The organism is Afipia sp. P52-10, assembly GCF_000516555.1.
In the GTDB taxonomy this organism is placed as follows: domain Bacteria; phylum Pseudomonadota; class Alphaproteobacteria; order Rhizobiales; family Xanthobacteraceae; genus P52-10.
Map to the genome: position 1 here is coordinate 72,672 of NZ_AZSJ01000002.1, position 23,043 is coordinate 95,714.

A 23,043-nucleotide genomic window follows, 5' to 3' on the forward strand; every position below is an offset into this window, starting at 1 on the left:
GTGACCACACTGCTCGACATCGAGGATCTGTCCGTCCGCGTGGCGACATCCGCAGGCGCGCTGCAGGTGACGGATTCTGTGCATCTTGCCATCGGGGAGGGCGAGACCGTTTGTCTCGTCGGCGAGTCCGGCAGCGGCAAGACGATGACGGCGCATGCGATCATGCGCCTCATCGAGTATCGTGGCGGCACGATCGCCGGCGGCAACATCAGGCTCGACGGACGCAACCTGGCGAGCTTGTCGCAGAAGGAGATGAGCGCGTTAAGAGGCGACCGCATCGGCATCATCTTTCAGGAGCCGATGACGGCTTTCGATCCGGTCTGGAGCATCGGCGAACAGATCGGCGAGGTGCTGCGCCGTCATCGCGGCCTTGGTCGTGCTGCGGCCCGCGACGAGGCGATCCGCCTGTTGAGCCGCGTCCGCATTCCCGACCCGCATATGCGGGTGGACCAGTTTCCGCACCAGCTTTCGGGCGGAATGCGCCAGCGTGCGATGATCGCCATGGCGCTCGCTTGCGAGCCGCGGCTGCTGATCGCTGACGAACCCACCACCGCGCTCGACGTCACGATCCAGGCGCAGGTGCTGAAGCTGCTCCAGGAACTGCAGGCCGAAACCGGCATGGCGATCCTGCTGATCACCCACGACCTCGGCATTGCGGCAGAGATCGCCGATCGCGTGGTGGTGATGTATGCCGGCCGGGTGGTGGAAGATGCGCCGGTCGGTCGCCTATTCACCAATCCCGCGCATCCTTATACGCGCGGCCTGCTGCGCTCTGTCGTCGGCGCTCATTTGCCGCGCGGGGCGCGTCTGCCCGCGATTCCCGGAAGCATTCCGAATCTCGCGGAGCCACCTTCGGGGTGCCGCTTCCATCCGCGCTGCCCGCGCGCGAGCGATCGCTGCGTCAAAACCTCGCCGCCGCTGGAGGAGCGCCATGGCGGCAGCCGCGCGGCATGCTGGCATCCGCATGAGGACGCGCTGCCGGCAACCGTGACACAGATCGAAACCTTCGAAGCGCCCGCGGAGCGCTCGTCGCAAACGCCGCTGATCGCGGTGGACGGGCTGCAAAAGCATTACCCCATCGGTCTGGCCTGGCCGGGAATGCAGCGCCGGGTGGTGCGCGCCGTGGATGGCGTGGACCTCCGCATCCATCGCGGCGAGACTTTTGCCCTGGTCGGCGAATCCGGCTGCGGCAAGTCCACGCTTGCGCGCGTGCTGCTTCAGCTCGAACGTCCCACCGCCGGGACCATCCGCTTCGATGGCGAAGACCTGACGCGGCTTGGCCGCACGGCGTTGCGGCGCGCACGGCGGCATATGCAGATGATCTTCCAGGATCCTTACGGCTCGATCGACCCGCGCTGGACGGTCGGCGAGATCATCGGGGAGCCATTGCGCGTGCACGAGAAGACCACACGTCCGCAACGCGAAGCGCGGGTGCGCGAATTGCTGGCACAGGTCGGGCTCGATCCCAAATGGAGCGGGCGCTACCCGCACCAGCTCTCCGGTGGTCAACGCCAGCGCATCGCCATTGCGCGCGCCATCGCCGTCAGTCCGCGCTTTGTTCTGGCGGACGAAGCGGTTTCGGCCTTGGACGTCTCGGTGCAGGCGCAGGTGATCAATCTGCTGGAGGAGTTGAAGGAGAAGCTCGGCCTTACCTATCTCTTCATCAGCCATGGCTTGCATGTGGTGCGGCACATCTCCGACCGTATCGGCGTGATGTATTTCGGTCGGGTGGTGGAGACGGGGCCTGCCGAGGCCTTGTTCCGCCGGCCGGCGCACCCCTACACGAAGGCGCTGATCGCAGCGATCCCAGAACCCGATCCCGCACGACGGCGCGACTTCGAGCCGATCGCCGGGGAGATTCCCTCCGCGAGCAACCCGCCCTCGGGCTGCCGTTTTCATACGCGCTGCCCAGTCGCGCAGGCCCGTTGTCGCGTCGAGGATCCAGCGCTAGCCCCCGTCGGTGCGGGGCGGGCGGTGGCCTGCCACTTCCCCCTTTGAAGCGACGAAGCTTAACGCGATAGGCAGCGATCCGCGTCGGAGGAACGCAACGCAGGCATCGGGATTAGCCTGACAGTTCTTCCAGGAGGCTCGCATGTCCTCGGAACGTCCATTTCGCCCGTTGGCTGTGGTCACCGGTGCATCGTCGGGGATCGGATTGGAACTCGCGACGTGTTGCGCGAAGGCCGGATACGATCTGCTGATCGCAGCCGACGAGCCTGCGATCGAAGAGGCCGCCGCGCGGCTGCGCGCTCTCGGCGCGGTGGTCGAGCCGATCCAGGCGGACCTCGCCACGTTGCAAGGAGTTGAGCTGCTCTATCAGGCGACGGAGGGCCGCCAGGTCGATGCGCTGCTGGCAAACGCCGGTCGTGGATTGGGTCATGCGTTCCTTGATCAAGGCCTCGACGGGATTCGACGCGTCATCGACACGAATATCACCGGAACGCTGTATCTGATCCACTTGATCGGGCGTGATATGCGCCGCCGAAACGCAGGACGTATCCTGATCACCGGTTCGATCGCAGGATTTATGCCGGGAAGCTTCCAGGCGGTTTACAACGCCAGCAAGGCATTTCTGAACTCCTTCTCGTTCGCGCTGCGTGAGGAGCTGCGCGGCACGGCGATTACCGTGACATGCCTGATGCCCGGCGCCACCGAAACGCAGTTCTTCGATCGAGCCGGCATGACGGATACGAGCGTCGGCCAGGCCGAGAAAGACGATGCCGCCGAGGTCGCGCGGATCGGTTTCGAGGCGATGCAGCGCGGCGATGGCGACGTCGTTAGCGGGTTTGCCAACAAGGTGCAGTCGACGATTGCGAACGTCACGCCGGCGGCGGTGCTTGCCAAGCGTTCGCGCAAGATGGCGGAGCCCGGAAGCGCGAGCTGACCGTTTCGCGGCATTTTGCGAGGTCCCGCCATTGACGCCTGCTGCCGACACGAGCGATCGCAACGATGGCCCGATGCGGTTGCGGCCGTCAGCAAGACGCAGGTCTGCCATGGCGCGCCGTCACGCGGCCGCGCTGAACTGGCGCGCGGCGCTGGTGCTTGGCCTCATCAGCAGCAGCTTCTCGACCGCCGTCAGTCAGCTCGCAGCGGCTAGGCTTGGGCGCGATGCCTCGGTGGACTGGATGTCGGTCGCGGCCATTCCCGCGCGCGACTGGGCGATCACGACCGAGCCCACCTGGACCTCCATTGCGATCGGCATCGCGTTCCACCAATGGGCCGATATCTCCTGGGCCGTGCTGTTCTTCGGGCTTCTCGGCCGCTGGACCGCGCGGCTGCGGCCCGCAGCATTGGCGGCGATCGCCGTTCCCTGGGCAATTGCGACCTCGGCGCTCGAATGGCTCTTGCTGGTGCCGATTGCTCCCTTCGCGCAGCCGATCTTCACGCTGCAGCAACCGTACTGGATCGGCTTTCTGGTGCATCTGTCGTCCGCGTTGATGTATCCGTTCTTCCCGCTGCTGCGATGGTCGAGCGCCGAACGCGCCGCGCTGTTCGGACACGGTCCGTTCCTGCGCGTCTGGGGAGCGGCAATGGCCGCCGGCCTGTTGATGATTTCGGTTGTCGCAACACTCGGCGCGCTTGGGCGCGAACTGCCCTGGCGCGGCCAGGATCGCGACCTCGATCAGCGGTTCATGCGCCATATGTCGACCCACCATCAGCAGGGAATCGCGATCGCGACACTGGCTGCGGAGCGCGCAATCGATCCGCACCTGCGGGCGCTGGCACGGCTGATGGCCGCGAGCCAAACGGGCGAGAGCGCGATCTTCACGGCCTGGTGGAGCAGCTGGTTCGAAGAGCCGATGCCGTTGTGTTCGGCGGAAGAGCGCGCGACGATGCCGGGGCTGCTGTCGGACGCGCAACTGACGGCCCTTCGCGATGCTCAGGCGGATGCGTTCGACGCGCGCTTCGTTCATCTGATGAGTCTGCATCACGCTGGCGCGGTGCGGATGGCGGACGAGCGGCTGCGAGCCGGAGGCGGCGATCCGCGGCTTGCAGTGATGGCGCATGCCATCCGCCACGCGCAGCAGGGCGAAATCGCACTGATGCGCGGCGTCAAGGGCGCGGACGCCGTGCGTCTGGCGATCCGCAACCTGTTCGGCGACAATATCAATAGGCATTGAACATCAATATGGTTTGAACGCTGCGCCTGGCTTGTTGGGAATGGAACAACGGCACCGGCCAGCGATTGAACCTCCGTTGCTGAAGAGGAGCGTTCGATGTCGATCACATACCCAAAGCCGCCTTATCCGGAACAACAGCAGCCGATGCCCGGCGTGACCGAAGCGATGCAGCCGCGGCCCGATCACGGCGAGACGAGCTACCGGGGCGCCGGCCGCCTGAACGGAAAGCGCGCCGTCATCACCGGCGGCGACAGCGGCATCGGACGCGCAGTCGCGATCGCCTATGCGCGGGAAGGCGCGGACGTGCTGATTGCCTATTTGAATGAAGCAAAGGATGCCCAAGAGGTTCGCCAGCTCGTCGAAAGTGAAGGGCGCAAAGCCATTCTCGTTGCCGGTGACCTGCAGGATCCAGACCACTGCAGCATGGTCATTCGCCGAGCGGTCGAGGATCTCGGCGGCATCGATATCCTGGTCAACAATGCCGCGCATCAGGCGTCGTTCAAGGACATCGGCGACATCAGCAATGAGGAGTGGGAGCTGACCTTCAAGGTCAACATCCATGCGATGTTCTATCTGATCAAGGCCGCGATCCCGCACATGCAGCCGGGTTCGGCGATCATCAACACCGCCTCGATCAACTCCGACATGCCAAATCCGGTGCTGCTGGCCTATGCAACGACCAAGGGAGCGATCCAGAATTTTACCGGAGGGCTTGCGCAGCTGCTGGCCGAGAAGGGCATTCGCGTCAATGCCGTCGCGCCGGGGCCGATCTGGACGCCGCTGATTCCGTCGACCCTGCCGACGGATTCCGTTGTCAGTTTCGGCAAGCAGGTGCCGATGGCGCGGGCAGGGCAGCCTGCGGAGCTTGCGACCGCCTATGTGATGCTGGCCGATCCGCTGTCGAGCTACACCTCGGGCGCAACCGTGGCGGTGACCGGCGGCAAGCCTTTCATTTGAGACAGGGATCGTACCTGAGACGACCGTATCTGAGGCGACTGGATCTGAGGCGATCGGGACCGCGGCACGATGTCCGAGCAATACGACGTCACCTATAAGCCTCCGCCGCCGGAAGGGCTCAGTCCGGTCCTGGAGCGCAACATCCAGGCGCTGGTGATGCGCCGCCGGAAGGATGAAGCCGCCGCCAGCGTACAGCAGAAGGTCGCCGACGCAATCACGGGCTTCGCCGGCAGCATGCTGTTCGTCTATCTCCACCTCGCGGTGTTCGGATTTTGGATCGCCGCCAATCTGCATGCGATTCCGCGCGTTCCGGCGTGGGATGAAAGCTTCGTGGTGCTGGCGATGGTCGCCTCGGTCGAGGCGATCTTCCTCTCCACTTTCGTTCTGATCTCGCAAAATCGGATGGCGGCCGACGCTGACCGGCGGGCCGACCTCGATCTTCAAATCAACCTGCTGACCGAACACGAGCTCACACAGATGATCGGCCTGATCAACAAGATCGCACAGCGGCTTTCCGTCGAGGCCAGCGACGCGGCGCATGATGCCGCGCGTGATATCGCGCCGGAGGCCGTGCTGGACAAGATCGACGAAGCCAAGCCGTAGGCGTCGATGCCCGCGGCCATCGGCCGCTAGCGCTTTTCGCCGTCACGGCTGACGAGTTTGTTGAAACGGCTGTCGGCCGTGCAAAGCAGGGCGAGCCGGTTCTTGTCGAACCATTCGAACCAGGTGTCCCAGGAGATCTCCTTCAGACTTTCATCCCGCTCGTCGAAGTCGAACCGCAGCATGCCCGGGTCGTCCTTGCTTCCGGTGCCCTTCACACAGGAGGGGCGGGCGTGGTTCTTCTCGGCCCACTGCCGGATAGCGTCATGATCCGTAACCGTCGTGGCTGAACTCATCGGAACCTCCAGTGAGAACGTGCAATGTCGGTGCAACGCCAGCTCCGAACGGACGTTCCATACAACAGATGCGAACGTTGACGATGTGATGCTGGTTCAACGGAGATCGCTCCTGCCATTGAGGAACCGGCGCGCATGCCGAGGTGATGTCATGACACGGTGCTACGACACGGCCATCATCGGTGCCGGCCCCGCGGGGCTTTCCGCGGCGCTGATCCTTGCGCGTGCGCGCCGAGCGGTTGCTGTCTACGACGGCGGAGCGCCACGCAACAGGCGTGCGAAGAGGCTGGGCGGATTCTTGACCCGCGATGGCACCGCGCCTGCCGACTTCCTGCAGATGGCGCGCAGCGAACTCGGTCGCTATGACACCGTCTCGCTCTGCGAGAACACCATGGTCGTCGATGCCAAGGTGTCGGAAAGCGGATTTCGATTGATCTCCGAGGCGGGCGACATCTCCTGCCGGAAACTGCTGGTCGCGACCGGGGTCACGGACATCGTTCCTCCGGTGCGCGGAGCGGACGAATTCTACGGGTCAGGTGTGTTCCACTGTCCCTACTGCGACGGCTACGAGCGCAGGAACCAGCGACTGGCCGTGCTGGGACACGGTCGAAGCGCGGTCGATATCGCGCTGGAGCTGAAAGGCTGGAGTTCGAACGTCACGGTCTTGACCGATGGCCGTTCGCGACTGACGGAAGCCTGTCGGACTCGCTTGGACGCTCTGCAGATCGCGCAGCGTAGCGAGCGGATCGCTCAGCTGGAGGGCAGCGACGGCCGTCTTGCCGGAGTGCGGTTTCGATCGGGCGAGACCCTGGCCATCGATGCCTTGTTCTTCGGGTCGGTCGGCAGGCCTAACACCGAGATCGCGCGCCGTCTCGGTGCGGCCAAGGTTCGTGGCGGTTTCATCCGCTCGAGCGGTTATGGAAAGACCAGCGTGCCTGGACTGTTCGCGGCCGGAGACGTGATCCGACACGTCCAGCTGGCCATCGTTGCGGCGGGCGAGGGCGCGGCGGCAGGCTTTGCCATCAACAACGAACTGCTGAAGGAGGATTTGGCGCGCGACACGGAGCGCGGCCGCAGCATCTTATCCGCGTCCGCCGGCTGACGCCGGCTGACGTCGGCGCCTTGTTCAGTCCGTGCTGGTCTGCCGCTCGCGCAGTCGTGGCATCCGGCGCGCCGCTCGTGCCGAATCCAAACGGGCCACGTTGACCTCCCGTGGCGCGACGCCCATGCAAAGTGTGAAGTAGGCGATGGTTTCGAGCAGGCCGCGGCCGAGACTGACAGTTGGCTTCCAGCCGAGAACCGTCAGGGCGCGGTCGATGGCCGGTTTGCGCCGCTTCGGATCGTCCTGCGGCAGCGGCATATGGCGAATATCCGAATCCGAACTGGTCAACGACAGGACCTGCCGGGCGATGTCGCCGATCGTCACCTCTTCCGGGTTGCCGAGATTGCATGGTCCCGTGAACGAGGGCGGGCTTTCCATCAGCAATTCCAGGCCGGTGACCAGATCGTCGATGAAGCAGAAGCTGCGCGTCTGCTCGCCGGAGCCGTATACAGTGATCGGCTCGCCTTTCAGCGCCTGCAGGATGAAGTTCGAGATCACGCGGCCGTCGTTCTCGAGCATGCGCGGGCCATAGGTGTTGAAGATTCGCGCGACCTTGATCTCCGTTCCGTAGAGCCGCTGGTAGTCGAAGAACAACGTCTCGGCGGCCCGTTTGCCCTCGTCGTAGCAGGCACGAGGACCGATCGGGCTGACGTGGCCAACGTAGCTTTCCATTTGCGGATGGATTTCGGGATCGCCATACACCTCGCTGGTCGATGCCTGCAGGATGCGGCAATTCTTCTGCCGTGCCAACTCGAGAAGATTGACCGCACCAAGCACGCACGTTCGCATGGTGCTGACCGGATCCTGCTGATAATGCCTCGGGGAGGCTGGGCAAGCGAGGTTATAGATCCGATCGACTTCGCCGCTGACGCTGAGCGGATCGCGCACGTCGTGCCGTTGGAACGAGAAGTTCGGGTGATTGAGTAGCGCGCGGATGTTGTCGATCGTGCCGGTGTGAAGGTTGTCGATGCAAAGGACTTCCGTCCCGTGCTGGACCAGACGATCGCACAGATGCGAGCCGATGAATCCGGCGCCGCCGGCGATCAGCACTCGCCGCCGACGCGGGCCGCGTGGGGAACGGTCCGTTTGGGCTTGAGAGGTCGGTTTCATGCCTGGGTCCTTTCAACATGCGCCAGGTGAGCCATGGCGTCCCGCGGACGGGTAGGTTCGCTGCTCGCTTCGAGGTAGTAGGCCTCGATCTGTCGAGCGCGGTGCGCTGGCGTATGGTCGCGCACCAGTCTGGCATGGGCGGCGGCCGCAATGGCGCGACGCCGTTCCTCGGGAAGCGTGGTCAGGATTTTCACCATCTCCCGTGCATCCGCCGCGCAAAGGATCTCGCTGCCGGGAGCGAAGATGGTCTCGATGCCGGGCCATTGATCGGAAATGACGGGAACGCCGCAGGCAGCGGCTTCGAACAGACGGACGCTTGGCGCGTATCCGGTGTGCTTCATGTCCTTGCGGGTGACGTTCAAGGTGAAGCGCTGCGATCGGTAGAAGGCCGCATGCGCATCGGGCGGCAGGTGCTCGATATGCTCGATATTCTCCGGCCAGTCCGCCGCATCGGGATACTTGGCGCCGGCAATGACGAAGGCTTGCTGCTGCAGCGCTTCTGCCGGTGCAAACAGCAGCGTATCGAGGCCTTGCTGGCGATCCTCGCTATAGGTGCCGAGATAACCGAGCGTCCAGCGCGGCTGCGGTTCGGGCGCGTGGACCGACGGCTCAGCGCTGCAATAGAGCGGGCGGGCACGCCGGCCGGCATAGCGTTCCTCGATGAGGCCGAGCGCTGGACCGCCGCAGAACGAGAGGTAGAGATCGAACCGGGGAATGAGGCGCGCCGAAATGTAGCTAACCTCGCCGCTATCCAGTCCGGCAAGGGTCACGGGCGTATCGATATCGTAGAATGCGGTGATGCCACGGGCCTGCGTCGTGATCCAATCGCCGAGCGCGATTCCGTCCGGCACGTAAGAGCCGAGCACCACGAGGTCGGCCGTACGGATCAGCGGCGCGTGGCGTTCCGCCAGTTCCCGCAAGCTTCGGTAGAGATGGATTTTGCAATAGGACGCCTCGGTCAGATCGCGGTGTTTGCGGTACCAAGGCACGTCGCGCTCGAGGAAGGTCACCTGATGGCCGCGCGCGGCCAGCGCTTTGACCAGCGCACGATAGGTGGTGGCATGTCCGTTGCCCCACGACGAGGTGATCGACAGTCCGAGAAAGACAATATTGAGGTTCATTCGGCGGCCTCGATCTTTCCAAATTTTCCGGTTGTTCCAATTGTTTCGCGCTTGCCGAGCCGTCCGTTCAGCAGACGATCGACGTCCCTTGCCCGGTGCGCATAGGTGTGGTCGGCGAGAATGCGGTGGCGCGCGCGGGTGGCGAGCTGTTCGGCGCGCGCTGGCGTGAGATCTGCCACATGGCGGGCGACCTCGGCGGCGGACGCTGCGACAAGAACCTCACGATCCGGTTCGAGGAAGTCCTCGATGCCGGGCCAGCGATCGGTGATCAGGCATGCTCCGGCGCCGGCGGCTTCGAAAATGCGGGTGGGTGGGGAGTAGCCGTAGCGCGCCATGCTCGCCCGGTTGATGTTCAGCGTGGCGAGCGTCGAGCAAAAGAACGTGTTGTGCAGCCCGGTGCCAAGATGGCCGATCCGGCGGACATTGGGCGGCATCGCCTTGTCGTCCCAGCCGGAGCCGGCGATGACGAAGGCCTTGTCGGGCAGCAGCGTTGCGGTCTCAAGAAAGAAGGTATCGACCCGTGCCTCGCGATCCGGCATGCGGTTGCCGAGGAACCCGAGATCCGCAGCGAACGTCTGCGATGGCTGCACGGGAAAGTGCGTGTGCGGATCGAGAGCGTTGTAGATCGGAATGCAATCGCGTGCGCCGACGGCGCGATAGCCGTCGATCACGGGCCTGCCGCCGCCGTAAGTAAGAACGAGATCATAGCGCGGAATGACCCGATGCAGGTGATGCTGCGGAGTTGCCGCCATCTCCTCCAGGGTGGCCGGCGCATCGACATCCCAGTAGATGCGCAGTGCCGGTGAGCGGATATCGCTCAGGGCTTCGTCGAGCTCGGCATCGAAGACGCCGATGTTGCTCGCCTTGACGAGGACGTCGGCCTGTCGCGCGGCGTCCTCCAGCGCTCGCTTCCATCCATCGGCCGTGCCGGGATAGACGACGACGCGTGCCCAGTCCGGATCGGCCATGTCACGATGCGCCTGGCGCTCGAAGGCGTCGGGTTCGTAGAAAGTGATCTCGTGTCCAAGCTCGGCCAGAGCTTTCAGCAAACCGCGATAGTAGGTCGCGGCGCCATTCCAGTACGATGACACGAGACTCGAACCGAAGAAGCACAGTTTCATGGTGCGACAGCTCCCGATAGCGCCGGTTCTGCGGATTGCGAGCGATCACCGCGAATGGCGCGGATCATCGACATGAGCTCGTTGACCCGATGCCTGCACGTGTGGCGTGCGTGAATGGCGGCGAGGCCGGTCTGCCTCAGCGATGCGGCGAGGTCCCTGTCAGCCAGCACGGCCGACATCGCTTCGCGCATTGCATGGCGATCGCTGACGCGCAGGTACGCGCCGTCCGGAAACATCTGCTCGTCGTCGCGCCAGGGCGCGGAGATCAATGGAATCCCGCACGCCAACGCCTCGAACATCCGGATGGTCGGAATTCCCGGCAGCGCATTGGCGTAAGGCCCGCGCGGAATGTGGACCGTCATTCGTGCCGCCGCGAACGCGTCGGCGACGGCGTGGTTCGGAAGCCAGCCACGATAGAGGAGGCCGCACCTGCGCAGCGCCGCGATCGCATGCTCGGGATAGCGGACGCCGAACACGGATCCGGAGAGACGGAGCGTTGCCGCCGGAGCGATCAGGTACTCGGCGATTTCTGCGCTGCGTTCGTCGTCGCCCCAGTTTCCGATCCAGACGACGTCGTCGGTTGGGGATGCTTGCTCCGCCGGCGCGAACAGCGCGGTGTCGGCGGCCTCGTGCCAGGTAAAGGCGCGCCGTGCCCAGCCCTGTTTCAGGTAGATGTCGCGCAGAATTTCGCCGAAGGCGAGAACCGCATCGAACCCGTCCAGATGAGGACTGAGCTGGTCGGGTGCGGTGACTGCGCGATGGTGTGTGTCGTGAAAGAGCAGCGTAAAGGCGCCGCCTGCCGCGCGGCGACGGGCGATCGCAGTGACAAGAGACGGCGCATTCCACTCGTGCACGATGACGACGTCGGCGCCAGCCAACGCATGGTCCAGCATCGAGTCCAGCGGTTCATCATATTGCCGGACCTCCACGCCCGACACCACGCGACGCGCAGCGGCGAGCGTGTCGGTGCCGCCGTCGAGAATGGCGTTGCGGCGGCTCCAGCCGTCGCCAGGCTCATAGACGACGACGCTGTGTCCCAGTGCCGCGAGCTCGCGCGCGACGCCGCGCAGGAAGTGCGCGTTGCCATTGTTCCAGCACGAGGTGATGGCATGATAGAAGAGGACGAACTTCATGCCGTCATCTCCCGGCTGTGAGAGGCGTCTGCGGTCGCGACGGTTTGCGTGAGCGACCGGTAGAGGTCTTGATAGGCGCGGACGGTTTCTGTCAGCGCGTAGCGGCGGGACCGCTCCTGAGCCAGGTGCTGCAGGTGCGAGCGCACAGCGTCGTCGTGGCATAGCAGCGTCAGACCACGTATCAGCGCGCCCGGGCTCTCAGGGTCGACGAATACGGCGGCTCCGTCCCAAAGTTCGCGGAACGAGGGGATATCGGAGAGTACGAGCGCGCAGCCGCGGGATGCTGCTTCGAGAACGGACAGGCCGAACGGCTCATAGCGGGCCGGGCTGACGAAGATCGCAGCGCGGTGCATTTCGTCGAGCAGGGCGGGCCGCGCTAGCGCGCCGAGGTAATGGGCCGAGGCAGGCTCGGCCTTGCCGCCGCTGAACGGCTCATGCAAGGCGCCGGCCAAAGCCAACGGCCAGTCGAGTTCGTCGGCGATCTCGATCAGCCGGCGCAGATTCTTGCCGCGGTCCCAGATGCGTCCGGCCGACAGAATGACGTCACGTTTCGCAGCGCGGGCCGGCGCGTCATCCGCTATGCCGTTGTAGATGACGCGACTGGGCTTGTTGGGTTGATACAGGCGAGCGATGACGGAGCGGAAGGCCTGGCTCGGCGCAACCCAGGCTGTCGCGCTGCCGAGACCGGCTCCGATGTTCTGCCGATAAGTCAGCCACGGCTCGTCGTCGAACGTGGAGACGCCGCATGCCCTTGCCCATGACTGCACGCATGAATGGGCCGCAACGAGGGTGGGCACCCTCCAGCCGTAGGACGCCTCGCGATACCCGTTACAATGGATGACGTCCGGCGAGAAATCCGCCGCAATGCCGGCAAGAACAGTCCGGGCCCGCGCGATATCGAGGCCAGCCGGGTCCTGCCATTCGAGCTGCAGCTCCGTCTGCACAATGGAGATGAGGCTGTTTGCCGGCAACGCGGCGAGCTGTTCAGGGCTTGGCTTCGGCCCCATCGTTACCAGCTGGACGCGCCAGCCGTCCGCGGCCAGGCCCGCGGCCAGCGAGGTGGCATAGGTCCATACGCCGCCAACCGCGTCTGCCGTCATCAGAATGCGCGGCTTTGGGTCGTGCCTCATCGTGCGAGCTCCAGTTCGCGCAACGGAAGCGGGCGCTCGTTCTGCACGTCGCTGAAGCGGTCGAACAGCGTCAGATAGTAGTCGTGCGCGCGTTCCCAGGCCTGATCGTCCGGTTCGCCCCACAGCTTCCTGTAGTCCGGCGATCCCGGATAGGGATAGAGCGGCACCGGATCGTTCGCCCAGATGCCGGCGTCCTGCATCTGCCGGCGCCAGTCCTGCACCACCGCATCGTCGTCCTGCGGCATCTCGATGAGATTGGCCTGCACGAACGGCACGTGCCGGCGCGCTTCCACCAGCCGGTCCGCGAGCTCTTGGGTGGTCATGCGGCATTTCTTTTCGAGCGCGGCGCGCCCTTCCGGTGTCAGACTTTCCACGCCGGCCTCGATCGAGACGCAGCCGGCACGCCCCAGCAGTTCGAGCAGGGGAGGCTTCCAGAGGTCGATGCGGGTCTGAACGCCGAACTGGATCTCGCGGGAGACGAGTCCTTGCAGCAATTGCTGATCGGGCAGGAAGATCTCGTCGATGAAGTAGACGTAGCGCGCGCCTTGCGCGATCAGTTGATCGACCTCGGCCAGGATCACGTCGTGCGGGCGCTTGCGATAGGCATTGCGGAAGTTGTCCTTGGCGCAGAACGTGCAGTGATAGGGGCAGCCGCGCGACGCCTCGACCTCGCAGCCCGGCGCGACTGGCTCGGCATCGAAGCGATGGTGATGGTGATGGTGCCGCCGGACCATCTCGCTCGGCCAGGACAGCGCCGGCTGGTCGACGAACCTCGCGGCCTGCGGTCCGCCATTGACTTGCAGCCGGGAGCCGTCGCGATAACAGAGTCCCGCGCTATCCAGCCGTCCGTCAACGGCTTTCAGCAGGGTCTCCTCGCATTCGCCCATGACGACCAGATCGACGTCGAGCTTGCGCAACACCGCGCGCGGCGTGACCGATCCATGCGGGCCGACCGCGATCAGTCGCGGCGCCAGATCGCGCAGCGCCTCGGCGAGATGTTGCGGAACACGCAGTTCGGGCGGAGCACAGCGCCAGAACAGGTATGTCGGCGCAGTGGTGATGACGATGACGTCGGGCGCGAATGATCGGATCTCGGAGCGGATGTCATCGATCGACAGGTCGAACATATGGGCGTCGAGCAGCAGGGTCTGGTGGCCTTGCTCGCGGAGCATCCATTGCGAAACGCCGAGCTCGATCGGCAGATGCGGCTGCCGGCATCCAAAGTAGATGCTGCCGCCATAGGTCCAGTTTGGATTGATCAGAGCGACACGCGTCATGCACGGACTCCCGTTCGTGACAGGTTCGAGGCGCCAAATCGTTCCGCGATCCAGGTGTGCAACGAGGCAAGACCTGGCTCGATGCCGATGCGCGGCTCCCAATCAAGCGCCGCCTTGAGAGTATCAATGCGCGAGACGTACCAGGGCTGATCCCCCGGCCGCCAATCGGCGAAGGTGACCTGCGGGTATTGCCCTTCGATCGCCGCAAGCCGGTTCAGCAGCTCAAGCAAACTGATGGCGTTGGTCGGTCCGCCGCCGAGGTTGAAGACCTGCCCGCGAACCGTCTCGATGCGGGAGAGGGCGCCTATCCAGGCATCGACCGCGTCGGAAACGTGCAGCACATCGCGGACCTGAAGGCCGTTGCCGTAGATCGTGACCGGCTCGCGGTTCATGGCACGGCGCATGAAATGAGCAACCCAACCCTGATCTTCGGTGCCGAACTGACGCGGGCCGTAGATGCAGCTCATGCGCAGGACCACCGTGCGCAAGCCGAACACCCGCGCATAATCGCGGACATACTGATCGGCGGTCCCTTTCGAGCATCCATACGGACTGTAGAAGTCGAGTGCGGTGGCCTCGCTTGCGCCGGTTCGAAGCGCCGGTGACTTCGGCCGGTAGCGCTGGCCGTCTTGCTCGACGTCCGCCGACCCGGTCAGTTCGCCATAGACCTTGTTGGTTGATGCAAACACGATCGGCGCGTTGGGATTATGCAGTCTCAGCGCTTCAAGCACGTTCAGCGTCCCGCGCGCATTGATCTCGAAATCGTCGACGGGAGCGGCGAGGCTGCTGGTGACGGCCACCTGGCCGGCGAGATGCAGGACGGCGCCGGCGTCGCGCACCGCGTCGGTCACGGGGATGACATCGCGCACGTCCCCACCGACGATGGCAACGCGTTCGCCGTGCTGGGCCTTCAGCCAGCGCGCGTTCTCATGCGCGCCGGCACGGCTCAAGCTGTCGAACGCGACCACCCGATGGCCCGCGGCTGCAAGGCGGTCCGCGAGGTTGCAGCCGATGAAGCCGCAGCCGCCGGTGATGACGATCGGCCGGTCGCCAAGACTATGAAGCTGCTCCGTCATGCGACCAGCCCTCGTTGGGCGAGCTCTGCGGTCGCACGCTCGACATGATCGTCAGCGATCTGGCCGGCGAGATAGTCGGCGAGCTCCTGCAGGCCGTCTTCGAAATCGGTGCTAGGGGCGAAGTGGAGTTGCTCGCGGCTCTTTCGAATGTCCGCGAAGCAATGGCGAATATCGCCGGCGCGATATTTGCCGGTGATCTGTGGAATAAGGTCACGTCGTCCCATAACGTGGGCGAGATCGTGGGCGATCGACAGGATCGTCCGGCTCTGCCCCGAGCCGATGTTGAAGACTTCGTCCCGACAGTCGCTTTCGAGCGACAGGCGGCAGGCTTCTGCGACGTCGCGCACATGCACGAAGTCGCGTTGCTGCAGCCCGTCTTCGAACACCAGCGGCGCGCGGCGATTCAAGAGCCGCGCCGCGAAGATCGCCAGAACGCCGGTGTAGGGGTTGGACAGTGCCTGCCGCGGTCCGTAGACGTTGAAGAAACGCAGTGCGACGGCCGGTATGCCATACGCGCGTCCGGTGATCAGGCAGAGGCGTTCCTGGCAGAACTTGTTGAGCGCATAGACCGAAGCGAGCGAGGGCTGCTTGGTTTCCGGCGTCATGACCGGCGTCAGCGGAATTCCCTGATCGCTGCTGAGTTCCCACTCGCCCGCCCTGAGCTGGGAGAGCGATCGCTCGACAGGCGCGATCAGTCGACCGGTCGCGTCGCGGCACAGGCCTTCGCCGTAGACGCTCATTGATGACGCCACGACGAGCCGCGCGACGGACCGTTTCGCGAGCGCCTCCAGCAGCACGCCGGTGCCGAGTTCGTTAATGCGGACATAGGCTGCGATATCGTACATGCTCTGACCGACGCCGACCGCCGAGGCCAGATGCAAAACCATGTCGGCTCCGCGCAATGCGCGTTCGACAGCGGCAGGATCGCAGATGTTGCCGATGATCAATTCGACATCGGGGTCGAGATAGCGCGGGCGCAGCCGATCCGCGCCGTGGACTTGCGGGCAGAGATCGTCGAGCACCCGAACATCATAGCCGGAAGCCAGCAGAGCATCGCAAACGTGGGAGCCGATGAAGCCGGCTCCACCGGTGATCAGAACGCGCGTCATTGGTTGCCTTCTTCAGTATGGCTGGACCGGTTTCGGTTGATCCGGTCAGGCGAGCCGATCGGCGACGAGCAACGATCGACCTTGCAATTGAAGACGCCGGCTATGAACGTTCGTTCCGGGCGCACCTACAAACAACAATTTCGCGCAACATAGATTATTGACCTATGTTAATCGCAGCGCGTCAGAACGCGATGCCTGCCGCCGGCGGCGCCAGCTCAAGATGCGCGGCGACCGTCGCGCCGATGTCCGCGAAGCTCTTGCGCGAACCCGGGTGGCTCGGGCCGCGCCCGCCGACGACGAGCAGAGGCACGCGCTCGCGCGTATGGTCCGTGCCCGGCCAGGTCGGATCGCAGCCATGGTCCGCCGTGATGATCAGCAGGTCGTCCGCGCGCAGGGCGGTGAGCAGTTCCGGAAGCCGTCGGTCGAAGGCCTCGAGCGCGGAGGCATAACCGGCCACGTCCCGGCGGTGGCCATGGATGGTATCGAAATCGATGAAGTTGCTGAACAGCAGCCCGCCGTCTTCAAGCTGACTGAGCCCTTCGAGCGTCCGGTCGAACAGCGCGTCGTTGCCGGCAGCCTTCAACACCCGGCCGGTGCCGCGATGCGCGAAGATGTCACCAATCTTGCCGACGGTGACGACATGACGGCCGGCGTTGCTCGCAAGATCGAGGATGGTGGCGGACGGCGGCGGTACCGCGTAGTCGCGTCGGTTCTCGGTGCGGACAAAGTGCGCCGGCTCCTCGCCGATGAATGGGCGGGCGATGACGCGGCCTATGTTCAGCGGATCGACGAGCTCGCGGGCGATTGCGCAGACCGCATACAGCCGCTCCAGGCCGAACGTCGCCTCATGCGCGGCGATCTGGAACACGCTGTCTGCCGAGGTGTAGCAGATCGGTTGTCCGGTGCGCATGTGCTCGCGCCCGAGCCTGGCGATGATCTCGGTGCCGGAGGCATGGACGTTGCCCAGCGTCCCCGGCAAATCGGCCCGGTCGCAGAGGGCCGTCAGCAGGTCCTTCGGAAAGCAGTCCGGCTGCCGTGGAAAGTAGCCCCAATCGAACAGCACCGGCACGCCGGCGATTTCCCAATGGCCGCTCGGCGTGTCCTTTCCTTTCGAGGTCTCGGTGGCGCAGCCATATCGGCCGGCGACCGGACCACTGTGCGCAAGACCGGCGGGCGTGCGTCCGGTGGCGAGCCGGCAGGCCTCGCCGATCCCGAGCGCTCGCAGGTTCGGTAGAAACAAGGGGCCATTGCGCTGGGCGTTGTCGGCCGATCCGTCGGCGCATGCGGCTGCGATATGGCCGATCGTGTCGGCGCCGGCGTCGCCATAGGCCGCAGCATCCGGCGCGCCGCCGATGCCGACTGAGTCGAGGACCAGGATCGCAGCGCGCATGGTCAAAGCTCCGTGCGTGCCAGCTGCACTTGCCGCAGCGGCGGGGCCGGCTCGCAATAGCGCTCCACCATAGCCGCGCAGAAGGTCGCGAACTCGTCAACATCGAGCGGCGGGCTTGTATGATGAGGCGCGATGCCGCGATGCTCCGGCGTGAAGCAGAAGGTCAGCGTCACGTCGAATTCGGCGAGAGCCTCCATCATGCGGTCGAACCACGCCAGCGCCTGTGGACGAAAGCTGTCCGCCCACGACAGGCCCGTTCGGACATGGCGGACGCCCAGCCGGCGCATCCAGCGCACCGCATCGTCCAGCCGATGGTCCTCGAAATGAAACCACTGGCACAATCCGAGCAGCGGCGTGTGACGGGCGAAGATTTCCAAACCGAGCTTCGGCTCGCCGTGTTCGGTGAGGAGCCCCATGTGGAAGTGCCGGTAGTAGGACGAACCCTCGGCCTCCTTGTGACGCGTTGTCGCCTCCCAGGTGGTTGGCAGATCGTAGAGGCTGTACCAGTGGATGCGTGGGCTCTGCCCTGCGAGCAGCTGGGCGGTCCGTTCGATGCCCCAGGCTTGAACCTCCTGCGCGCCGAACGACGAGACGCCGACTTCGGTCACCCAGATCGGCTTTTCGACCACCGCGCGTATCTCTGCGATCTTGTCCGGCCAGTCGTCGATCAGCCAGAGGTTCCAGTCCAGTGGAAAGCCATGCACAGCGACCGCGTCGACCGCGTCGAGCGCGCCTTGCGCCTGCATGGTCTTGAGGAAGCTCGGGTCGATCGGCGAGATACCGCCCAACACCCGCGTCAGGCCGGGCCTGGCGCGTCCGATCGCGTCGCCGGCGGCGATCGTCATCTGCGCGAACTTCGTCCAGCCGGGGTCCAATTCGAGGTCCCAATGCGATTTGTTGTTGGGCTCGTTCCAGATCTTCACGGCTTCGATCATGCGTCTACCCTTTCTGCGGATAAACGGCGCCATCGGCCTGCGATCGCTCGATCCGGCGACACAGGTAGACCTCGTCCTCCGGATGGGCCGAAATCTCGAAACCCGCGCTGCGCAGCATCGCTTCGACGCAGGCGCGGTTCGGGATCCACCAGTTGGTTGGATCGTTCGCGTACTGATGTTCGACGAAATGCAGCTTTGGATAGCCGCTGCGATCGAACTGGCCGGTGGTCCAGAAATCGTAGTCGGCATCGAGCGGATCGACTGTGTCGCTGCCGCGAAGCATCGATTGGAAGAGCATCATATCGCGCGCGACGTGCGTATGGATCAGATCGAGCGCCAGCAGCGGATGGCGCAGGTGATAGAGAACGCCCATGAAAATCACGAGATCGAACCGCTCGCCGAGGGCGGCAATGTCGTAGACCGAGAGGTTGCGAAACTCGATGTCGAGATCGCTGACCTCGGCCGCAAAGCGGGCCTGGGCGAGGTATTCGTCGTCGCTGTCGAGGCCGACGACCCGCTCCGCACCGCGGCGTTTCATCTCCATCGCATAGAAGCCTGCGTTGCAGCCGATGTCGAGCACCGACTTTCCCGACATGTCGTCGGGAACGATGCCGGCGAAGCGGCGCCATTTTACCTGGGGATAGTCGCCGAGAAAATGCGCCGGAGCGGTCGGCACGCCCTGCAGGTCCAGGTTATGAAACCAGGGGCCGAGTGCGTCCACCTTGCGACGGATTTCCTCCCGCGACAGAGTGCGTGCTGTCATGCTGGTCCTTTCGCGTTCGTTGCCACGTTGTCGGGCTCCCCGCCGTTGCCGCGCATGAGCGGCGCGTCCTGTCTGCGTTGCATCAGCAGCGAGAGCGCCATGCGATATCCGTGGATGGTGCCGACATCGACATAGGCGGTTCCAGCCTTGACGCCGATCGCCTTGCCGCCCGCCTGCAAGTAGCTGTTGACCAGGGTGCCGAAATATTCGTCACGCCGTTCGCGCGCCTTCCACAGGAGCCGCAAATCCTCAAACGTGGCTGCGGACATCTTGAACGCTCCCCAGATCCAGTGCGACTGGGCGTTCGGTTGTTTCACCTGGATTTCAGTGACACGGTCGCCGTCAAGCACGACCGCGTCAAACAGTTCGGGTTGGTCGACGGGAAAGAGCAGGAAGGACAAGTCAACGTCGGGAAGTGCCGTCAGTGCGTCTTCCGGAAACCAGATCGTGTCCGGCAGCCCGACCATGACGGACTCGTTCGCGCCGACCACGCGGCTGGCGTGAAAGACCGCATCGCATAATCCCCGGGCATCCGGCTGGACGACATAGACGATTTCAGCGCCGCCGAAGCTGTCGCCGTAATATCCCAGAATGTCCGACTTGTTCGGCCCGATGACGAGGCAGATCTTGGTCGCGCCGCCGAGAACGAGGCGTTCGAGCAGGTACTCCGAGACGGCGCAGGGACGCTCGGTCCCCGCTGCGCTGCGGCTGCCGACCGGCAGGAGCTCCTTGGAGAAGGCAAGCGGTTGAATGCGCGTGCCACGGCCGGCGGCTGGAACGATCCCCCACATTTAGGCCTCCATTGTCAACGGATCGCTGCGCTGCGGCGACTGCTCGACCAAAGCCACGAGCTCGCGGGCCCGGACGGACGAGCTGTGCTGCGCGAGCGTTCGCTCGCGGGCGCGCCGTGCCATGGCGGTCAATTCCGCATCGCTCAACTCGAGCGCTGCCAGGATGTCGCGGGTGTTCCTGGCGACGATGATGTCCTGGCCGGGCGCAAAGAACGTGTCGATGCCGTCCCAGGCGTCGCTGACGACCGGCGCGCCGCAGGCGGCCGCTTCGAACAGGCGCCCGGATGGACACCAGCCGCTCTCTGCCATCGGCTTGCGGGTGACGTTCAGCGTCAGCCGCGACGAGCAGAAGAAAGCGGGGTGCGCGGCCGGCGGAAGATGCCGCACGAAGTAGATGTTCGAGGTCCAGGGGAAGTCGTTCGGATACTGCGCGCCGCCGATCAGGAAGCGACGGTCCGGTTGACATCCGGCGGGTTCGATGAACAGGGCTTCCAACGTTTGCTGGCGGTCCTTGGCATAGGTTCCGAGATAGGACAGGTCGGCGGCAAACTGCGGCATCGGCGGGGATGGCCGGTGCAAATCCGGATCGACGTGGCCATAAAGCGGTGCGGCGCGGCGCGCCCCGAGGCGCGACTTGAATAGCTGCAAGGAGTGCCCGCCGCTGTAGCTCAGCACCAGATCGAAGCCGGAAAGACCGGACGGGCCGATGTAGGGGACTTCGCTGTCGGCATCGAGGTGAGCCAGCGTGACCGGCGTATCCAGGTCGTAGAACACGCGCAGCGCGCGGCTTTGCGAGAGAATGCTGTCGCTGGCGTGCAGCGCGTCCGGGCAATAGGATGTGACGATCGCAACATCGGAGTTCTCGATATCGTCGCGCGCTTGCGCTGCGATCGTCTCCCATGCGCGATAAAGTTTCAGCTCCCCCTTCGCGAGCGAATCGAGGTCACGCGTGTCGGCATAGTAGGGCACGTCCCGTTCATAGAACGTGACGCTGTGTCCGAGGGCGGCAAGTGCCTTGCAGAGGCCGCGCCACAGCGTGGCATGGCCATTTCCCCACGACGAGCTGATCGTCAATCCGAAAATCGTGAATCTCACGGGACGGCCATTCCATTGATGCGGGTGACGAGGGTGCGTGAGCCGTCGATCAGCAGCGTGCTCAGACTGGCAGGAGACACCTCCACCTGCGCGTAGTCATCGAGCGCCAGCTTCAGGTAGTGCATCAGCGTCACCCGGATCGGCTCGGCATGGCTGACGATCACGATCGTGGTATGGGGTGGCCGCTGGCGAATAGTCTCCAGATGCCGGATCATGCGGCGTTGCAGCTCGTGGGCGCTCTCGCCTTGCGGCGGTCGTGTTTGTCCGCGGCGCTCGTTCCACGTTCGCCAGCGATGATCCTTAGCGAGCCGGTCGAACGTCAGTCCGGTCCATGCGCCGACGTCGATCTCGTCGACTGCCGCGACGACCTCGACAGGCAGGCCGCATGCACGGCCGATGATCGCGGCCGATTGCAGCGCGCGGGGCTGCGGACTCGATTGAATCACTGTGGCGCGGGAGCGGTTGACTTCAGCAGCGCACGTCTCCATTTGGGCGCGACCGAGATCGTCGAGGCCGACACCGGGCATGCGGCCGCACAGAACGCGGTTCAGCAGGGCATGGTGTCCGTGGCGCACCAGATCGACCCGTGTGGTCAAATTCAATCCTTTCCTTCGATGAATTGCATCGTCTGCAGGCGCGCTTCCTCGTCGGTGAACTGTTGCGGCGGAGATTTCATGAAGTAGCTGGAAGGCCCGGTGAGGGCGCCGCCCAATCCGCGATCCTTGGCAAGCTTGGCGCAGCGCACCGCGTCGATCACCACGCCGGCGGAATTCGGCGAGTCCCAGACTTCGAGCTTGAGCTCCGCATTCAACGGTACGCCGCCGAAGGTGGTGCCCTCCAGGCGGATGTAGGCCCACTTGCGGTCGGTCAGCCAGGGAACGAAGTCGCTCGGGCCGATGTGAACATTATCGCCGTCGGGAGGAACGGCGTACTGGCTCGTGACGGCTTGTGTCTTCGAGATCTTCTTCGATACCAGCCGTTCGCGCTCCAGCATGTTCTTGAAATCGGCATTGCCGCCGACGTTGAGCTGGAACGTGCGATCCAGGCGCACGCCGCGCTCGCGGAAGAGGTTCGCAAGCATCCGATGGACGATGGTGGCGCCGACCTGGCTCTTGATGTCGTCGCCGATCAGCGGCAGGCCGGCGCGCTTGAAGCGATTGCGCCACGTCGGGTTGGACGCAATGAAGACCGGTATGCAGTTGACGAAGCCGCAGCCCGCGCGGAGCGCGCGTTCGGCGTACCACTCGGTCGCCTGCTGTGAGCCGACCGGAAGATAGGAAATTACCACGTCGGTCTGGCTGCGCACGAGAACGTCGGTGACGTCCGCCTCCTCGGCGTCGGACAGCTCGATATCGTCCTGCAGATAGCGGCCGATGCCGTCGAGGGTCTTGCCGCGCTGGACCACGACGCCGGTCTCGCAAACGTCGGAAAAGCGGTGGGTGTTGTTCGGCGCCTGCCAGATGGCGTCGGCCACGTCCCGGCCGACCTTGCGCGCATCGACGTCGAACGCCGACGCAATCTCGATGTCGCCGACGTGATAGCCGCCGAGATCGACGTTCATCAGCCCAGGCACCGGCTCGTTCGAGGACGCGTGCCTGTAGAAGTTCAATCCTTGAACAAAGGAACTCGCGCAGTTGCCGACGCCGACAATGCCGACTCTGACCTTGCCAGAAACAGGATGGGGTGCGTGCATGTTCGCCTTCATCATCAGCCAGTGTGGCGATGCAAACGTAAGTTCGTTGGCGATTGTTCGTTCCGGTAAAGCGCGCCAGTGACGCCGATCAGGCTTTCCCCCGGCGGAGAAAATCGGAAATCATTAACTTAGGATGGATCGAACGTTCGCCGATGCAAGTATGCGCCTTTCGGCTTGCAGGGCGCCTGCTTGGAACGGCGTCTCGCAATGATTGTTTGAAGAA

At 64.5% G+C, this 23,043-nt stretch carries 22 protein-coding genes; 6 read left to right on the forward strand and 16 right to left on the reverse strand.

Translation table 11 applies throughout. From position 1 onward, the window contains the following. The 5 genes from X566_RS01045 (at position 1) to X566_RS01065 (ending at position 5,681) form a co-directional block, all read left to right on the forward strand. A complete protein-coding gene (locus X566_RS01045; protein WP_051443767.1) occupies positions 1 to 1,998 on the forward strand; it encodes an ABC transporter ATP-binding protein in 1,998 nt (665 codons plus the stop codon). 94 nt (positions 1,999 to 2,092) lie between these two features. Next, entirely contained in the window at positions 2,093 to 2,884 is a 792-nt protein-coding gene (locus tag X566_RS01050; protein ID WP_034462801.1) for an SDR family oxidoreductase, read from the forward strand. Between the two features lie 109 nt (positions 2,885 to 2,993). After that, positions 2,994 to 4,121, forward strand: coding sequence for a DUF305 domain-containing protein (locus X566_RS01055; protein WP_034462802.1), 1,128 nt, complete (start codon positions 2,994 to 2,996; stop codon positions 4,119 to 4,121). Between the two features lie 96 nt (positions 4,122 to 4,217). After that, positions 4,218 to 5,078 (forward strand): SDR family oxidoreductase, encoded by an 861-nt coding sequence (locus X566_RS01060; protein ID WP_034462803.1) that lies wholly within the window; start codon positions 4,218 to 4,220, stop codon positions 5,076 to 5,078. A 69-nt stretch (positions 5,079 to 5,147) separates the two neighbouring features. Continuing rightward, positions 5,148 to 5,681: a DUF1003 domain-containing protein gene (locus X566_RS01065; protein WP_034462804.1), complete on the forward strand. Its 534-nt coding sequence runs from the start codon at positions 5,148 to 5,150 to the stop codon at positions 5,679 to 5,681. A gap of 26 nt (positions 5,682 to 5,707) precedes the next feature. Here the strand turns inward: X566_RS01065 and X566_RS01070 are convergent, their stop codons facing one another. After that, positions 5,708 to 5,974 (reverse strand): hypothetical protein, encoded by a 267-nt coding sequence (locus tag X566_RS01070; RefSeq protein ID WP_034462805.1) that lies wholly within the window; start codon positions 5,972 to 5,974, stop codon positions 5,708 to 5,710. 151 nt (positions 5,975 to 6,125) lie between these two features. On the opposite strand from X566_RS01070, the gene X566_RS01075 reads away from it, so the two are divergent. Then, entirely contained in the window at positions 6,126 to 7,076 is a 951-nt protein-coding gene (locus X566_RS01075; RefSeq protein ID WP_051443768.1) for an NAD(P)/FAD-dependent oxidoreductase, read from the forward strand. A gap of 24 nt (positions 7,077 to 7,100) precedes the next feature. On the opposite strand, the gene X566_RS01080 is transcribed toward X566_RS01075, so the two are convergent. The 15 genes from X566_RS01080 to X566_RS01150 all read right to left on the reverse strand — a co-directional run bounded on the left by X566_RS01080 (position 7,101) and on the right by X566_RS01150 (position 22,820). Further along, entirely contained in the window at positions 7,101 to 8,186 is a 1,086-nt protein-coding gene (locus tag X566_RS01080) for a UDP-glucuronic acid decarboxylase family protein (RefSeq protein WP_051443769.1), read from the reverse strand. After that, on the reverse strand, positions 8,183 to 9,307 hold the full coding sequence (locus X566_RS01085) for a glycosyltransferase (RefSeq protein ID WP_034462806.1): 1,125 nt from the start codon (positions 9,305 to 9,307) through the stop codon (positions 8,183 to 8,185). The genes X566_RS01080 and X566_RS01085 overlap by 4 nt, the downstream gene beginning before the upstream one ends. After that, positions 9,304 to 10,428 (reverse strand): glycosyltransferase, encoded by a 1,125-nt coding sequence (locus X566_RS01090; protein WP_034462807.1) that lies wholly within the window; start codon positions 10,426 to 10,428, stop codon positions 9,304 to 9,306. The genes X566_RS01085 and X566_RS01090 overlap by 4 nt, the downstream gene beginning before the upstream one ends. Next, positions 10,425 to 11,561 carry a glycosyltransferase gene (locus tag X566_RS01095; RefSeq protein ID WP_034462808.1) on the reverse strand — a complete coding sequence of 379 codons (1,137 nt, stop codon included), beginning with the start codon at positions 11,559 to 11,561 and terminating at the stop codon, positions 10,425 to 10,427. Before X566_RS01095 ends, X566_RS01090 begins: the two co-directional genes overlap by 4 nt. Beyond that, positions 11,558 to 12,661 (reverse strand): glycosyltransferase family 4 protein, encoded by a 1,104-nt coding sequence (locus tag X566_RS01100; protein WP_244434634.1) that lies wholly within the window; start codon positions 12,659 to 12,661, stop codon positions 11,558 to 11,560. The genes X566_RS01095 and X566_RS01100 overlap by 4 nt, the downstream gene beginning before the upstream one ends. A 26-nt stretch (positions 12,662 to 12,687) precedes the next feature. Further along, positions 12,688 to 13,968, reverse strand: coding sequence for a TIGR04295 family B12-binding domain-containing radical SAM protein (locus tag X566_RS01105; RefSeq protein ID WP_034462810.1), 1,281 nt, complete (start codon positions 13,966 to 13,968; stop codon positions 12,688 to 12,690). Further along, positions 13,965 to 15,044: an SDR family NAD(P)-dependent oxidoreductase gene (locus X566_RS01110; RefSeq protein WP_034462811.1), complete on the reverse strand. Its 1,080-nt coding sequence runs from the start codon at positions 15,042 to 15,044 to the stop codon at positions 13,965 to 13,967. The genes X566_RS01105 and X566_RS01110 overlap by 4 nt, the downstream gene beginning before the upstream one ends. Beyond that, positions 15,041 to 16,153: an NAD-dependent epimerase/dehydratase family protein gene (locus X566_RS01115; protein ID WP_034462812.1), complete on the reverse strand. Its 1,113-nt coding sequence runs from the start codon at positions 16,151 to 16,153 to the stop codon at positions 15,041 to 15,043. Before X566_RS01115 ends, X566_RS01110 begins: the two co-directional genes overlap by 4 nt. A gap of 181 nt (positions 16,154 to 16,334) precedes the next feature. Next, on the reverse strand, positions 16,335 to 17,543 hold the full coding sequence (locus tag X566_RS01120) for a phosphopentomutase (protein ID WP_034462813.1): 1,209 nt from the start codon (positions 17,541 to 17,543) through the stop codon (positions 16,335 to 16,337). A 2-nt stretch (positions 17,544 to 17,545) separates the two neighbouring features. Then, positions 17,546 to 18,478: a glycosyl hydrolase gene (locus X566_RS01125; protein WP_034462814.1), complete on the reverse strand. Its 933-nt coding sequence runs from the start codon at positions 18,476 to 18,478 to the stop codon at positions 17,546 to 17,548. A gap of 4 nt (positions 18,479 to 18,482) precedes the next feature. Continuing rightward, entirely contained in the window at positions 18,483 to 19,241 is a 759-nt protein-coding gene (locus X566_RS01130; protein WP_034462815.1) for a TIGR04290 family methyltransferase, read from the reverse strand. Beyond that, the gene (locus X566_RS01135) at positions 19,238 to 20,032 is read right to left on the reverse strand and encodes a nucleotidyltransferase family protein (RefSeq protein WP_152539764.1); all 795 of its coding nucleotides are present in this window, start codon (positions 20,030 to 20,032) and stop codon (positions 19,238 to 19,240) included. Before X566_RS01135 ends, X566_RS01130 begins: the two co-directional genes overlap by 4 nt. Next, the gene (locus tag X566_RS01140) at positions 20,033 to 21,127 is read right to left on the reverse strand and encodes a glycosyltransferase (protein WP_034462816.1); all 1,095 of its coding nucleotides are present in this window, start codon (positions 21,125 to 21,127) and stop codon (positions 20,033 to 20,035) included. Beyond that, positions 21,124 to 21,723: a histidine phosphatase family protein gene (locus tag X566_RS01145; protein WP_034462817.1), complete on the reverse strand. Its 600-nt coding sequence runs from the start codon at positions 21,721 to 21,723 to the stop codon at positions 21,124 to 21,126. Before X566_RS01145 ends, X566_RS01140 begins: the two co-directional genes overlap by 4 nt. Positions 21,724 to 21,725: 2 nt before the next feature. Further along, positions 21,726 to 22,820 carry an inositol-3-phosphate synthase gene (locus X566_RS01150; protein ID WP_034462882.1) on the reverse strand — a complete coding sequence of 365 codons (1,095 nt, stop codon included), beginning with the start codon at positions 22,818 to 22,820 and terminating at the stop codon, positions 21,726 to 21,728. Positions 22,821 to 23,043: the final 223 nt, after the last annotated feature.